Source organism: Streptomyces roseifaciens (assembly GCF_001445655.1).
In the GTDB taxonomy this organism is placed as follows: domain Bacteria; phylum Actinomycetota; class Actinomycetes; order Streptomycetales; family Streptomycetaceae; genus Streptomyces; species Streptomyces aureoversilis.
The window spans coordinates 360,176-372,519 of sequence record NZ_LNBE01000001.1 but is presented as its reverse complement, the minus strand read 5'-3'; the positions used below and the strand labels follow the sequence as shown (position 1 = coordinate 372,519).

15 protein-coding genes and 1 pseudogene are annotated in these 12,344 nt (G+C 67.8%); 4 read left to right on the top strand and 12 right to left on the bottom strand.

The genetic code is table 11. The annotated features are described in order from the left end of the window. Positions 1–230: 230 nt before the first annotated feature. Positions 231–1,019, bottom strand: coding sequence for a hypothetical protein (locus AS857_RS01610; protein ID WP_058041256.1), 789 nt, complete (start codon positions 1,017–1,019; stop codon positions 231–233). 326 nt (positions 1,020–1,345) lie between these two features. Then, positions 1,346–1,774, bottom strand: coding sequence for an Imm63 family immunity protein (locus AS857_RS39770; RefSeq protein ID WP_160330168.1), 429 nt, complete (start codon positions 1,772–1,774; stop codon positions 1,346–1,348). A gap of 246 nt (positions 1,775–2,020) precedes the next feature. On the opposite strand from AS857_RS39770, the gene AS857_RS39765 reads away from it, so the two are divergent. Together AS857_RS39765 and AS857_RS01600 are read left to right on the top strand one after the other, a co-directional pair. After that, positions 2,021–2,203: an SMI1/KNR4 family protein gene (locus AS857_RS39765; RefSeq protein ID WP_160330167.1), complete on the top strand. Its 183-nt coding sequence runs from the start codon at positions 2,021–2,023 to the stop codon at positions 2,201–2,203. Further along, positions 2,200–2,568 carry a hypothetical protein gene (locus AS857_RS01600; protein ID WP_144440689.1) on the top strand — a complete coding sequence of 123 codons (369 nt, stop codon included), beginning with the start codon at positions 2,200–2,202 and terminating at the stop codon, positions 2,566–2,568. Before AS857_RS39765 ends, AS857_RS01600 begins: the two co-directional genes overlap by 4 nt. Positions 2,569–2,835: 267 nt before the next feature. On the opposite strand, the gene AS857_RS01595 is transcribed toward AS857_RS01600, so the two are convergent. The 5 genes from AS857_RS01595 to AS857_RS01575 form a co-directional block, all read right to left on the bottom strand. Beyond that, positions 2,836–3,345 (bottom strand): hypothetical protein, encoded by a 510-nt coding sequence (locus AS857_RS01595; protein ID WP_058041253.1) that lies wholly within the window; start codon positions 3,343–3,345, stop codon positions 2,836–2,838. Between the two features lie 590 nt (positions 3,346–3,935). Then, positions 3,936–4,157: a hypothetical protein gene (locus AS857_RS01590; RefSeq protein WP_058041252.1), complete on the bottom strand. Its 222-nt coding sequence runs from the start codon at positions 4,155–4,157 to the stop codon at positions 3,936–3,938. Between the two features lie 4 nt (positions 4,158–4,161). Further along, positions 4,162–4,896 (bottom strand): recombinase family protein, encoded by a 735-nt coding sequence (locus tag AS857_RS01585; protein WP_058041251.1) that lies wholly within the window; start codon positions 4,894–4,896, stop codon positions 4,162–4,164. After that, positions 4,893–5,552 (bottom strand): hypothetical protein, encoded by a 660-nt coding sequence (locus AS857_RS40860; RefSeq protein WP_058041250.1) that lies wholly within the window; start codon positions 5,550–5,552, stop codon positions 4,893–4,895. The genes AS857_RS01585 and AS857_RS40860 overlap by 4 nt, the downstream gene beginning before the upstream one ends. Before the next feature lie 404 nt (positions 5,553–5,956). Continuing rightward, a complete protein-coding gene (locus AS857_RS01575; protein WP_058041249.1) occupies positions 5,957–6,472 on the bottom strand; it encodes a hypothetical protein in 516 nt (171 codons plus the stop codon). A gap of 308 nt (positions 6,473–6,780) precedes the next feature. On the opposite strand from AS857_RS01575, the gene AS857_RS01570 reads away from it, so the two are divergent. Together AS857_RS01570 and AS857_RS01565 are read left to right on the top strand one after the other, a co-directional pair. Beyond that, positions 6,781–6,984, top strand: a complete 204-nt coding sequence (locus AS857_RS01570; RefSeq protein ID WP_058041248.1) for a hypothetical protein — start codon at positions 6,781–6,783, stop codon at positions 6,982–6,984. Positions 6,985–7,249: 265 nt separating this feature from the next. After that, positions 7,250–7,795 (top strand): EF-Tu/IF-2/RF-3 family GTPase, encoded by a 546-nt coding sequence (locus AS857_RS01565; protein WP_058041247.1) that lies wholly within the window; start codon positions 7,250–7,252, stop codon positions 7,793–7,795. A gap of 210 nt (positions 7,796–8,005) precedes the next feature. Here the strand turns inward: AS857_RS01565 and AS857_RS37035 are convergent, their stop codons facing one another. The 5 genes and pseudogenes from AS857_RS37035 to AS857_RS01545 form a co-directional block, all read right to left on the bottom strand. After that, positions 8,006–8,521, bottom strand: a complete 516-nt coding sequence (locus AS857_RS37035; RefSeq protein ID WP_420823903.1) for a phosphotransferase enzyme family protein — start codon at positions 8,519–8,521, stop codon at positions 8,006–8,008. Between the two features lie 27 nt (positions 8,522–8,548). After that, positions 8,549–8,905, bottom strand: a pseudogene (locus AS857_RS01560) (diadenosine tetraphosphate hydrolase); the annotation flags it as partial. A 53-nt stretch (positions 8,906–8,958) separates the two neighbouring features. Continuing rightward, complete coding sequence (locus tag AS857_RS01555; RefSeq protein ID WP_058041246.1) at positions 8,959–9,867, bottom strand: phosphotransferase family protein; 909 nt, start codon at positions 9,865–9,867, stop codon at positions 8,959–8,961. 32 nt (positions 9,868–9,899) lie between these two features. Further along, the gene (locus tag AS857_RS01550) at positions 9,900–11,150 is read right to left on the bottom strand and encodes an NsdA family TPR-like regulatory protein (RefSeq protein ID WP_245699531.1); all 1,251 of its coding nucleotides are present in this window, start codon (positions 11,148–11,150) and stop codon (positions 9,900–9,902) included. Between the two features lie 686 nt (positions 11,151–11,836). Continuing rightward, complete coding sequence (locus tag AS857_RS01545) at positions 11,837–12,322, bottom strand: SAM-dependent methyltransferase (protein ID WP_058041245.1); 486 nt, start codon at positions 12,320–12,322, stop codon at positions 11,837–11,839. Positions 12,323–12,344 lie beyond the last annotated feature (22 nt).

Here is a 12,344-nt window from a genome sequence, read left to right as displayed (position 1 = left end):
ACGGGGTGCGGCCGGCTCCGGGAGCCCAGGCGGTCCGAGCGGCGCGCCGCGTGGACCCGGGCGGTCAGCGCGCCGGCGGCGAGGCGGGCCCGCTCGTACGGGGAGGCGGTACACGGCTACCGGAGACGGGGTCGCTGCGGGTCTACGACAAGGAGAAGGCTCGCGAGGTTGCCTCGGCAGCGGCCCTCGCTGCGGCGTGAAACTGCGATGACACTCCCCCAGGACCTCGACTACTGGTTGGCCAGCAGGTCGGTGCGGTGCTGTTCGAGGTCGGTGACGCCGTTGAGGCCCACCGTGACCGTGTACCGGGTGTAGGCCCCGTTGGGATCCGGCTCGTGGGTCAGGTTCATGTAGTTCGCGAAGCCCCAGCTGCCGCCTGTGTAGATGCCCTTGATCCTGCCGTCTACCGTTCCGACGGCGTCGAAGGGGCCGTTCTTCCAGCGGAAGGTCCAGTGGGTCCGGTACCAGGCGTCCAACTGCTCCGGGGCGGCCAGGAAGTGCTCGCCGTCCCGGTCCCGGGGATCGGCGACGAGCTTCTCAGGCCGGTCATCCCCGGTGGTAAGGGCGATGAGGCCCGACGCGTCGGCCTTGGCGCTGGCCGGATACGTCCGGCCGTGGTGGACCGCGTAGACCTTGGGGCGAAAGTGGTCAAACTCGTCCAGGCGCTGCACCAGGGCGTGCAGTGGCTGGATCAGATCCTCACGGTGCAGCTCCAGCTCGGTGACCTCGTTGCGCGGGAAGACGCCGTAGTAGGCGATGGCCAGGCGCTTGAGGTGTTTCTTGGCGAAGTGTTCGTCGGAGCCGAGGTAGTCGCCCGAGAGCGTGGTGGGTTTGGCGGCGGTGCACTTGAAGAGCTCGCCGTGCCAGCGGAACGTCCACGTCACGACGTCCCAGGCTTCCAGGCGCTCCGGCGCGACCGGGTATCCCACCGTCCCGTCGGCGGCCTCGCGCGGCGCGAGTTCTTCGGGTGCGGGACGGCCTGGCTCGGGTAGCAGCTCGACGTGTGGCCACAGACCCACAGCTCCACGGGCCCGATAGAGCTCACCGCGGAAGACGGCGACCTCGCCCCTGACTGGAAAGCGGAAACCCGCAGGGTCAGTCATATTCTTTTCCACAGCCTTTCCGGGGTTTGTTGTCGTGGTGCTGGCACTGGCTGGCAGAGCGGGCATCGAGGTGGACCGGCATTCGATCGGCGACGCCGAGGAACCGCGCGGATGGACAGGGTCTCGGCCATTCCAGATTCCTCTACGCAGGTGGGGGCGGCCGCTCTGCAGATGAAGTCGCGCAAGCTGGTCCGGTTCATGTCGAGGTGAAGGTGGGCTCCGGTCGGACCACGGCCTTCGCGTCAGCCCCAGCCCTGCTCGACCCATACCGTTTGTTCGGTGAGGGAGTTCAGGGGGTAGGCGTCCACGTGCTCCAAGCGCACCTCCGGCTCATTGTCGGCGATGCCGGCCCGGAATTCCGCGGCCCACTGGGGGTTGAGCCGGTCCAGCACTTCGAGCTGCTTGGCCAGACGGCCGATGCCCAGATCCTGGTGAGGGAAGTGCTGCCGCATCTGCAGCTCCCAGCCGAAGGCCGCGCCCCGGGCAGTGTCGAGGGCAACCCAGTGCAGGAGCTCCTCAAGGCTTTCCGTGGTGCGATGCTCGCTCAGCAGACCACGCTCCCTCACGGCCCAGTGGAACACACCGTCATCCACGACGACGTATGGCTGACCATCATGCGAGCTGAAGGCGATCATGTCGCGCGCCTTCCACCCGTCCAGCTTGGCGGCCATGCCCTCGACAGCGGCTACGACATCCCTAACCCTTATCGTCATGCAGACGATTATTGCATGTGCTGGCCCTGTCCCCCTCATCGCCGACAGGCTGGGACGCCCCGACCGGGAAGGTTTACCCGCATTTGCGGGTCCTTCCGCCTCGGAGGCGGCTGCCAGCCGGCGGCAGAGGCCAGCCGCCTGCCACGTCCAACCAGCACAATAGGCAACCAGCAAACAGCCGGTCACAGCACTACGCTCTCCCCCATGTGGCGAAAAGCAGCAGGCCAGACATTCCCCGAAGCCGAGTTCAGGGACCCGGTCACCACGGCCAGGCTGGCCGCGGCCGAGCAGCAGCTGGGATGCGGTTTGCCGACCGAACTCGCCAGCCTGCTCCAGGAAACCGATGGCATCGCGGGACACTACGGTGTGGACACGGTCTGGCCGTGAAGAAGCGCGCGAAGTTTCCCCGGCCGCACGCATCGCAAGCCCCTACGCGTGCGCGCGCCGCTCACCATGAGGTGGAGGGAGGCCGGGCGGAGGCCACGTGGGGTGAGATCGTCCTGTCGTACCTGGCCGGGCAGCAGGGTCCGCAGTCCGTTGCTGAGATCACGAACGGCGTGGGTGCTGCTCATCCAGAGCGCACGGTGCAGGCGACCGTGTCGCGCAGCACGCTGGAAGGACTCGTCGCCCGGGGCAAGGTGCAACGCGCCAAGCAGAAGGGGTCGGTCACCTACAGCATGGTCGCCCACGAGGGCGCAGCGGAGCAGGCTGGGCAAGAGCAGGCGCCCGCTGAGTCGTCTGTGCCGGCCTAGCGGCGGGAGCGGTCACGAGGCCAGCATCAGGCCGGAAGAGCGGCAGCGGAGCCGCAGAGCGGCCGCTGCGCTGCGACCTCAGCCGTCTACGGTGATGCGGCGTGAGCTCTTCTTGACCAGTGCCATGGCTTCCTCTATTCACCGCACACACGACGACGGCAAGAAGGGCAGCGCCGGGAATGGGCTGCCGCAGATGCTCCCCGCCGTCAGGGCGCCACCGAGCCCGTTCCGACGAGCCGTTTCTGGAAGACGCCGAAACCGAGTGCTTTACAGGTCGACGGCACCCGTGACCCCGAACAGCTCATGCAACAGCGCATCGGCCTCCTTCGCGCTCAGCTCGACCAGGTGCGGCCAGTCCGAGGTCCGACCCTCGTGAACGTCGAGGATTACATGGGTGGGACCCCAGAAGCCCTTGGAACCCCGGTACAGCTCGTCGCTCATGTACTCGGGGCTGCGCCGGCGCCGGACCACCGTGGTGGGCGGCTCGCCCTCCCTCCAGTCTTCCTCGTCCATGTAGCGCGCCCAGTACCGCACACACGCCTGCCGGTCGGCCTCTATCTCGGCAGCGCGCTGTGCCGTTACCGGATGCAGATCCCCCGCCCTGAACAGGAGCTGTGCCTCTTCCTTCGCCTCCACCTTGCGCCACGCCCAGTCATACAGCGACAAGTACTCCCACTGCTCACCCGAGCGCCGCCAGAGACTCGACGGACGTTCCTCCGTGTACAGAGCCATCGCGGTCGGACCCGTTCCTACGAAGTATGCAAACTGATCAGTCATCAAAGTGTCCTTTCCACTGAGGTGCAAAGGACACCATCTTTACTGCTGCGCCGACGCACTACGGTAGGCAGCCCCCCCGACGGAGCGAACGTACTCTTCGAGCTCCTCGTCGACCGCTCGCCGCAGACCTACGCGAAGTGGGCCTCCGACCATTTTGAGGTGCCTGTCGGTGTCCCGGCTATGCGCACCGTGTCAGCCCAGTGCCCGCTGACGCCGGAGACCGTTGCCGCTCTCAAGCCGGACGCCGAGTGTGGACGGGCACCAGGGATCCCCCGGTCACGGACAGGGAAGGCTGCGGCACCTTTGCTTACACTCAGTTGTCAAGCCATCCGGCGGCGCATCTCACTAGTGCCGCATCAGACAACGTTCGCGCTGTGACGGTTGCACTCGCTCTGCCTCCTCACCGGCAACCTGCCGCAGACAGCGAGGGCGCCCGCAGCACACACCTCCGCAGGCGCCCCAAGACGCAGACCGAACCCCCCGCGTGACGGCAGCCCGACTGCCACGATGCGAAGACCGGCGACTACGCCGCTACCTCCTGAGCCCTGGGCGCGCCGTCGTCTGCGACTGACCGGGCACAGGACGGTCTGTCAGCAGGGCCGGATGCTGCTTGTCTTGTTCCGGTCCCCTCCGCGCAGCTTGACGCCTCCCTTCGGCTCGACCTTCGCCAGCAGCTTCCCCAGGAAGCCCGCGTGCTCGTACAGACAGACCGCGGCGTCCGACCAGTTTTGGGCAGAGTCGACCTTGTCGTTGTATTTGTCGGGCAGCTCTGGACGGGCCTCGCCCGCCGTCATGTGGAACAGCCAGCGCACTCCGTCACCGAAGCAGATCTTGGCATCCCCGCATCCGGGACCGATCTTCATGTCCACGTTCGCCGCCGACACCGCGGCGGGTTTCCCTGACGCGGCCGTAGACGTAAGCCCCCGCGTAGGCGGGGTTGGTCAGGACGCCGAGCACGCGGCCGTGGGTGAGCTTGCCCCAGCGCAGCTGCCCGTCCCAGACCTCGCCGTACGCCCGCAGCGGGAAAGGGCAGCCGCAGAGGGCGGCGACGACACCATAGGCGGAGCCGCTGCGGGCGAACTCGGCGAACACGTTCTCCACCGCGGCCCGCACTTCCTCGTCCGGGTCGAAGACGACGTTCCCGTCCTCGTCGTAGACCAGACCGACCGGCAGCGGGACGTGCAGGTCACCGCGGCGGGCCGCTTCCAGCTTGGCGCCCTGCAGCCGTCCGGTGAGCAGGTGGAGTTCGGCCTCGGACATGCTGCCCTTCAGGCCGAGCAGCAGCCGGTCGTTGAAGTCCGCCAGGTCGTAGACGCCGTCCAGGTCGACCACGAGGGTGTCGGTGAGCCGCGCGAGTTCCAGCAGCCGGGCGATGTCCGCATTCGAGCGGGCCAGGCGGGAGACCTCCAAGCCGGACACGGCGCCGGCCTCGGCCAGGCAGACCTTGGCGACCACGTCGTGGAAGCCGCCCCGCACCACGCCGAACCGTCCCGAGATCCCCAGGTCGGCGTCTACGACCAGGATGTTCTCCGCCGTCCAGCCCAGCGTCACCGCCAGCTCCGCCAGCGCGTACTGCCGCGCGGTCGACTCGGTGTGGTCGACTCGGTGTGGTCGCGCACCTGCAGCATCGTCGACTGCCGCAGGTAGACGATAGCGAGTCGGGCCCGGTGAGATGCGGTGATCTTGCCTTCGCCGTTCACGCCGGGCACCTCCCGCCCCGAGCCATGCCTCGACCATGTTCGCCACCGCCGCGATCGCGTCCGAACGGTGCACGTTCTCGTTTGCTCTGCGGCTTCGCACCCGAGTGCCCCCACCAGCGTCGATACCTCAACACGAGGGTTCACCACCCTCGCGAGCGCCGCAACGTTGGCCAACACATCGACCACAGCACGGAGTTCAGTCAGGTACTCGGCGGACAGCCGGGCCCCCTCCGCGGCCGGCCCCCGGTCGGTCCGCTCCACCGGCACCGTCATCCTCGCCCCGCTGCCGGTATCGACCACGAACATCCGCATGCTGCCACGCTTCATCGAGTACAAGACCTCGACCCGACGCCCGGACAACGGATGGAACGAATGCGTCACCACCAGCCAACCCGAATGCTGCTTGGACGATGCGGCCGTTTGCCGCCTCCGTCCCAGCCCGAGCGCTGGGTCGGCCAGGAAGCCGAACAGGCAGCGCCACCCCGCCCCACCGGAAACCCGGAACACACAGCCGGCGCCCGACCAGAGAATCGTCGCAGATCCAGACCAGCATACGAATGCAGGAGACACGAGCCCAAAAAGAAATCCCCAACCTGAAAGGCTGGGGCAAAAGCTGGACCTGGAACCCCGTACACACGGGCCAGGACCGCCTAACCATTACCGCACGCCCATCCTCCCATCCACAACACCAGACACCCCAACACACCGATTCCACAATCCACTTCACCACCCTCCACCTCACATACCGGAAACCGCCCCCTCAGAAACCAACGCGGCGACCAGCCCCAGACGCGCCTGTGGGCGGCTTGCCAGGTACTCCTGCGCGTTCTCGGCGGCCACCAGCCCCGGCCAGTTCTGTCTGAAGGGGGGTGACGGCGTGGCGCCGGTCGGTGCCCCGCATGCCGTCGGCTTCACCGCTGGGCCGTGATGCGCCTGTCCTTCCTGGAGAGCGCGTCGGTGCGCGTCGCAGCCCGGCGTGCGCGGTGGGAGTCCCGGCAGGGGATTCCCTGTGTGGCGGGCGTGGTGCTTTTCAGGTGCTGGTACAGCAGTCGGATCATCTGTTCCAGCTGAAGGTCAAGGTGCTGGCGTCGGCGGTTGCGGATTTCAGCGATGGTGAAGGTACTGGTGCCGAGCTGCCGGGCCAGGTAGGTGGCGGGCCAGCCTCGCCTGGCCAGTTGCAGCAGCCACTGCGACGCGTGGTCTGCCGGGGTGAGGCCTGGAATACAGGGTGTCCGTGCCCGTGAGGGGATGGGCAGTCCGAGAATGGCTTCGGCGGTTGTGTGGTGGACTCTGGCCGGGGTGCGTGCCGGCTGCAGGAGCCTGCGGACGAGGGTGACCGAGATGCCAGCGCGCCCGGCGATGTCCCCGGCGGACATGCCCGCCGTACGCAGGTGCAGCGCGTGGGCTGCGGCTGGTGTTGCGTCCACCCGGGCGTCCTGGCCGCGGGCACGGTCGGCCTGCCGTCGTGCCCGGGCTCTGCGCGCGGCTCGCCGGCATTCCTCGCGGCCGCATCCGTAATCCGCGCAGGAAGGGCTGCCGTGACGCACACGGCTCTTCGAAGGCCGCCGGCCGCTCGCCGCCAGCTGCTGCGTGATGAGGAGTTCACGCTTGGCCAGCCGGGTGCGGGCCGCGCCACCAGACGAGGTCTCAGCCGCTTCGGCGGCGGTGTCCGTGGTTGGCAGCATGTTGTGATCATCGCAGCCCGCTCAGCGCTCTGACCCTGCGCACCTGGGCAATGGCACGCTGGACTGGCGAGGCCGCCTTCCAGGCCGTCACGGACCTGGGCGCGGAAGGCAGTGACCAGCCCTCGAAGCCGCGGACTCCGGAATGGAAGGCCGACGGGAAGCTGGCCATGACCTCCGAGGGCAGCCAGTCGGTCACGGTCAAAGCCGACTGGCTCCGCCGCCGCTTCGCCTTCGGCCGCTTCGACGACCAGTAACTGCCGCCCGCACTTAAGGGTGTTGCACTGACTTGCCCGACCCGCTGAAGGTGATCTGCCCACGGGGTGGTCAGGGCCTGCCCGGTAGGTCGTAGCCGGGCTGCGGTGGAATTTCCTGCGCTGGCCTCTGCGTTGAGTGGCCAGCGATTGTTGTTAGCCTCTAACTCCCGTTCGTGGCTGCCACGTGCGGTCACAAGGGAGCAGGGTACTCATGGGCGGATCTCCAGGTAGGTCAGCAGCGGACACAGTAGAAAAGCCGTTCCTGATGCCCGTCGAAGACGTCTTTTGCCTGCAACAGGGCAGGGTGGTCATGGCGACGGGTCGGATCGAACGCGGCCGGGTACGCAAGGGCGACGCGGTGGAGATCATCGGCTTGGGTGGCAGCGCGACCGCTCTCATCGCGGACATCGAACAGAACCACGCGTCCATCGGGGAGGCGAGGGCGGAGATGAACGTGGGGGTGCTGCTGCGTGGTATTGCCGCGGACGCCGTCGAGCGGGGACAGGTGCTCGCGGCACCAGGATCGGTCAGCGCCCATATCGGCTTCGCTGCCGACATCACCCTGCTGTCCGAGGATCAGGGCAGTGCGGACGTTGCCTCCGGCGATCGTCTGTGTTTCTACGCCCGCACCGCCGCAGTCTGGGGCACCGTCACACTGCCCGAGGGTGCCGAGGTAGTCCGGCCGCTTCACGGAGCCGAGGTGACAGTGGTACTCGAAGAGCCTATCGCGCTTGAGGAAGGCCAGTCCTTCGCATTCCGTCACCACGGTCGTGCCGCCGGATCCGGCACCGTGATTCAACTCCCTCGTTGAGCTTCACTCACGAACGGAGCCAGAGCCGGATCACCGCGTGAGAGAGACCGTTCCTTCCAAGACGAAGGCCCGCTTGTCGAAACGCATCGCGACAGCCATGTGGGCCTTGAGCTTGCCGATCAGCCGCTCGACTTCGACGGGCGGACATACCGCGCGGGGGCAAAGCCAGCGGGCCTGCCGCCCGCACTCCCGCGGCGACATCTGAGAGGCTCAGAAGATGTCCCAGCGTGCTGTGGTGCTCCCTGAGCGGAGGGTGCTGAGGCGATGCTCGAGCTGCCGAGTGGCGTGGGGGTCACCGGTGTCCGCGCGCCTGATGAACGAGCCCAGGGTGTGAAGGTCGCGCATGGCGATCAGAACGGGAAGTCCTGGCCAGCCGCGTGGGTCGTGGCCGTAGGCCCTGGTGAATGCTTCGATGGCCGTAGGTGTTCGGCCGAAGCGCACTCCCTGGTGCGTGTTGGCGAGGTCGAGTTCCCGTGGCCCGGTGGCGGCTTCGTCCCAGTCGCCGAGGCGCACGGATGTGCCGTCCCAGAGGGTGTTGCCGGGGTAGGCGTCGCCGTGGATGAGTCCGGTACCCAAGGGGAAGTGCAGCTTCCGGTAGGCGGTCAGGAGTTCGGTGATGGTGCGGGTGAGCCAGGTGCGTATGTCCGGGGTCAGGTAGCTGCTGCGGGCGACCGTGGCGCTGAGCTGGGCGAGCGGACCCGATGTGGTAGTGGGCGGGTCAAGCACGGCTGTCTCCCACACCTGACCGGAGCGAGGGTTGGAAACGAGCTGGACCGGATCCATTCGACGGCCTGACTCGAAGCGCGGCCAGATGTGAGCGTGCAAGAACGGGTCGGTGTTCCCCAGGATCTCCAGGTTGACCCGGCGGAAATCGGGGTCCAGGCGTTGGCAGGCCCGCTCGACCGCTTCACCGAGCTGGTCCATGTCGGCCAGGAACGCCAGCCGCTTGGGCTTGGGAAGGTCAGACAGTCGTTGGACACCCGGTTCGTCGATGAGGAGCACCGAGTAGCCCGGCAGAAACTGGACGTCGCCAATCGCCGCGAATCCGGCCTCAAGTCGTCGCAGGACTGTCGGGTTCTCGCCGCGCAGAGCAGTGCCGATCCGGTCCATCCGCCAGTCACCAGCCTTGGCTGAGGCCGGTCCGTCCTCTGTCTGGGAGCTGGTCACAGGATGTTCCAGGACAGGTCGGTGTCGCTGTGGCAGAGGCCTTCGATGCGGCGTTCGATCTCCGCGAGGCTGCCAGGGGTGTGGTGGGCTTTGCGGGCGTTGGTGGTGACCATGCGCAGTTCGCGCAGGTCGCGGAGGGTTTCATATCCAGGCCAGCTGGTCACGTCGAAGCCGTGTGCGATGGCGAAGTCGTTGTAGTGGGTGGTGCCGTGTCCGAAGCGCCGGCAGTGGACTTCGATGGTAACGAGGTCCCATTCCGGCTGGCCGAGGGAGACGGTGTCCCAGTCACACAGGACTGCGCCGGCGCCGTCGTGGAGGGCGTTGCGGTGCTGGGGGTCGCCTTGGAGGATTCCTTCGGGCAGGGCGAAGTCCGTCGTGGCCAGGTCGGCTTCCAGGCGGTCCACTCGGTCGCGCAGGAAGCGGAGAGTCTGCTGGGGCAGGGCCGTGATCGCAGCGAGCGAGGAGCGGATCGCGCGGACGTTGTCATGCCGCGGGAGGCTGGTGGGCGGGGCCGGGAGGGTGTGCAGGGCGTAGAGGGGCTTGGCGATCTGTGCCGCGGTAACGGGCCGGTCGACGGGCTGGGGCAGATGCGTCCAGTAGGTGACGGCGTGCTCGTCAATGACGATGGGCTGCGGTCCGACGAGGTGGAGGGGGACGGTCGGGAAGCCCTGCTCCATCAGCCAGCGGACGAAGTGGACGGTGCGTTCCACGTCGGTGATGCGGGTTCCGCGCCGGGCGATCTTCACGACGACCGGGGCGCTGTTCAGGAGGACGACGGCGTTGGTGTGGCCGCGTAGCAGCCGGGCATCGGAGCTGTTGAGCCCGGCGGCCGTGCAGGCGCGGTCCAGGACGTGGTGCATCTCGGTCTCGGTGAAGCCGCCGGGGGCCGGCGCCGCTGCTGTCATGGGCCAAGGCTGGCCTATCGTCTTCCGGGCTGTCACGTATCCGCGGCGGGCAGGGCCAGGATTTCCGTCAGTTCTCTCGCCGCCGGTCCGCCTCCTATCGCTGGTGGGAGCACTTCGATCACGTGCCGGGCGCGTTCTTCCAGGATCGGTGTGCGGTGCTCGGCGGGGACTTGCAGGTAGGTGGCGGTCGCGAGCTGGCATGCTTCGGTGGGGCTGCGGTCGTTGGCCAGGCAGATGGCTGCTTCGAGGCGCAGGAGGGCGGGGTCGATTCCGGTCCGGGCAGGGTAGAGAGACAAGGCCTCTTCCTGGACGCGGCGGGCCTGGCTGGTGTGTCCCAGGGCGGTGTAGGCGCCGCTTAGATAGAAGAGCAGGCGGCGTGCGGGGAAGGAGAAGGCATCGTCGTCCGGGCCCGGGTCGCATTGCTCGAACGTCTGGCGGGCGTAGCGGATGGCTGCCTCGGCGGCTGAGGTGTTGCCCTGGCGGGCGAGGGCGCGGGCTTCTGCAGCTGCGGCGAAGGCCTCCGTGGCGGTGGGGCGTCCCTTGTAGCCCCGGGCGAGTCGTCCGGCGTCCCGGGTGAGGGAGACGGCGTCGGTCAGCGGGCCGTAGTAGTACGGGAACATGGCGCGCTGGGCCCGTACACGGGCGCGGAGTTCGAGGATGCCGCTGTCGTCTGCTGCGTTCTGTGCGGTGTCGTACCAGGCGCGTGAGCGTTCCAGGCGGCCGAGTTTCATGAGGGCATCGGCCATGAGCGTGGCGAGCAGCGCGGTCATCTCGGACAACCGGACCTGTACGGCGCCGGGTTGCCGTTCGGCGGACAGGCCCTCGACTTCATCCAGCTGGTTGAAGAGGGCCTGGAGCATCACGACGGGCGCGGTGTAGAGGTACTGCCGGCGAAGGCAGCGGATGCTCTCGTCGAGGTCGTCGAGCTGGTCCGCGCTCACGGTCGCCATGGCCAGGGTCCGGTTCAGGGAGCGACGCTTGGCCTCGATCCGGTCCCCCACCGGGTCAGGAAGCAGGGCCAGGTGATGACTCGTAAGCCCGGCGAGCGGAGAAGGCGCGTCGGCCGGCACCGGCATCGTTGCTGCCAGACGTTGCCCGGGCTCCGGGAGGGTGTTTGCTTTGCGGAGGCCAAGGCTGAGTGGGCCATCATACAGCCAGCACAGGAGCTTGACCGTCGTCTCGCGGGGCTGATGCTGATCGGATTCCCACAGTCTGAGCTGATCTGCATTGATGCGTGGCGCTTCCATCCCCTGGTCTTCGGCCAGCTGCAGCAGGCGAGCCACGGCCTCGTCCTGGGTGAGACCGCGCGCCAGACGGTGCGCCCTAGAGCCTGCTGACCTGACAGCACTCATGGATCGCGGCAGCGATCTGCTCCGCACTCCACGCGTTGGCGCGCCCCTCCTTCCGTAAGCGTTGCGCGCACGAAATCTCCTGCCGAGCTGTGTGCAGACCCATCCCCGACTCCCTCCCAACTCGCCGTTTGCGCCCAGAGAGTAGTGAACGAAGAAACGTTCCGGGGAGGGACCCGTGAACCCTCTGACGGGTCCAGCCTCTGACCCCGTCATCTCTCCCTCTCATTTCACGGGCTCCGCCAATTTGACGGTTGCTGCGGGCGGAGCATTCGAGGACTCTTGCGATCCCTCGGCGATTGCCGAGGCCGTAGGTACACGGCAGCCGGATGCCCTGACCACCCCGGCTCCCGAGTACGGGGTGGGTGCTGCTCAGCGTTTCTGGACAGCACCCACTTCCTCCAACTGCCGAAGGGGGTGCCAGAATGCGCGGTTCCAAGACTGACCCTCACCGCCGTTCCCGTGTCCGGACCGCTGCCCACGCTCGGCAGCTTCCTGGCGCGCCGGGGCAGACCGGCTGGGCGCGAGCGGTCTCCACCCTGGTCGGTGAGACCAGTGGGTCCCTGACGGTTTCCCCTCCGTGCGGGTCCGCGAGTGCCGGGTGCCTGCGACGTGCCGGGTCAGGGCCTGCCGGGGGTGGTCCAGTAGTCCGGCAGCATCTCGTCCACCCACTGCGGCACCCGCACGGTGCCTTGCGGTCCCATGGCCGGGAAGTAGGGGGCCAGGTCGATGACGGGTGTTCCCGCTACCGCGTCCAGGTCGGCTACGTGCAGGTCGAGTCCTTCCACGCGCAGCAGGCGGGGAAAGGAGGTGGCCAGCTGGTTAGGGCGGCGGTGGTTGCGGTGGGCGAAGGTGCCCGTGGCCGGCCATCGTGGGTTGTTGCGGGGACTGCGGGCGTGGAGCGCGACGTCATCGGGCGCGGCGAGGTGGAAGTGCCACGTGACGATGAGGTGGGAGAACTCCTCAAGGCCCTGGACGGTCTTCACGGGGAAGCGGTCGTGGAGGCGGATGATGGAGCAGGTGCCGCCCCAGTAGTCGTCCGTGGGCTCGGCGCGTCCTCCGATCACGGTCGCGATGGGTTCTGCCTGTATCGGCTCGGTGGTCATCCCACTCCCCTCTCCCCGCCGC

Bases quoted from the DNA above. Each gene is read 5' to 3' on its own strand.
- AS857_RS39770 (WP_160330168.1), bottom strand. From the start codon at position 1,774: ATGGCCGCCAAGCTGGACGGGTGGAAGGCGCGCGACATGATCGCCTTC.
- AS857_RS39765 (WP_160330167.1), top strand. From the start codon at position 2,021: ATGTGGCGAAAAGCAGCAGGCCAGACATTCCCCGAAGCCGAGTTCAGG.
- AS857_RS01595 (WP_058041253.1), bottom strand. From the start codon at position 3,345: ATGACTGATCAGTTTGCATACTTCGTAGGAACGGGTCCGACCGCGATG.
- AS857_RS01570 (WP_058041248.1), top strand. From the start codon at position 6,781: ATGGCACGCTGGACTGGCGAGGCCGCCTTCCAGGCCGTCACGGACCTG.
- AS857_RS01565 (WP_058041247.1), top strand. From the start codon at position 7,250: ATGCCCGTCGAAGACGTCTTTTGCCTGCAACAGGGCAGGGTGGTCATG.
- AS857_RS01555 (WP_058041246.1), bottom strand. From the start codon at position 9,867: ATGACAGCAGCGGCGCCGGCCCCCGGCGGCTTCACCGAGACCGAGATG.
- AS857_RS01545 (WP_058041245.1), bottom strand. From the start codon at position 12,322: ATGACCACCGAGCCGATACAGGCAGAACCCATCGCGACCGTGATCGGA.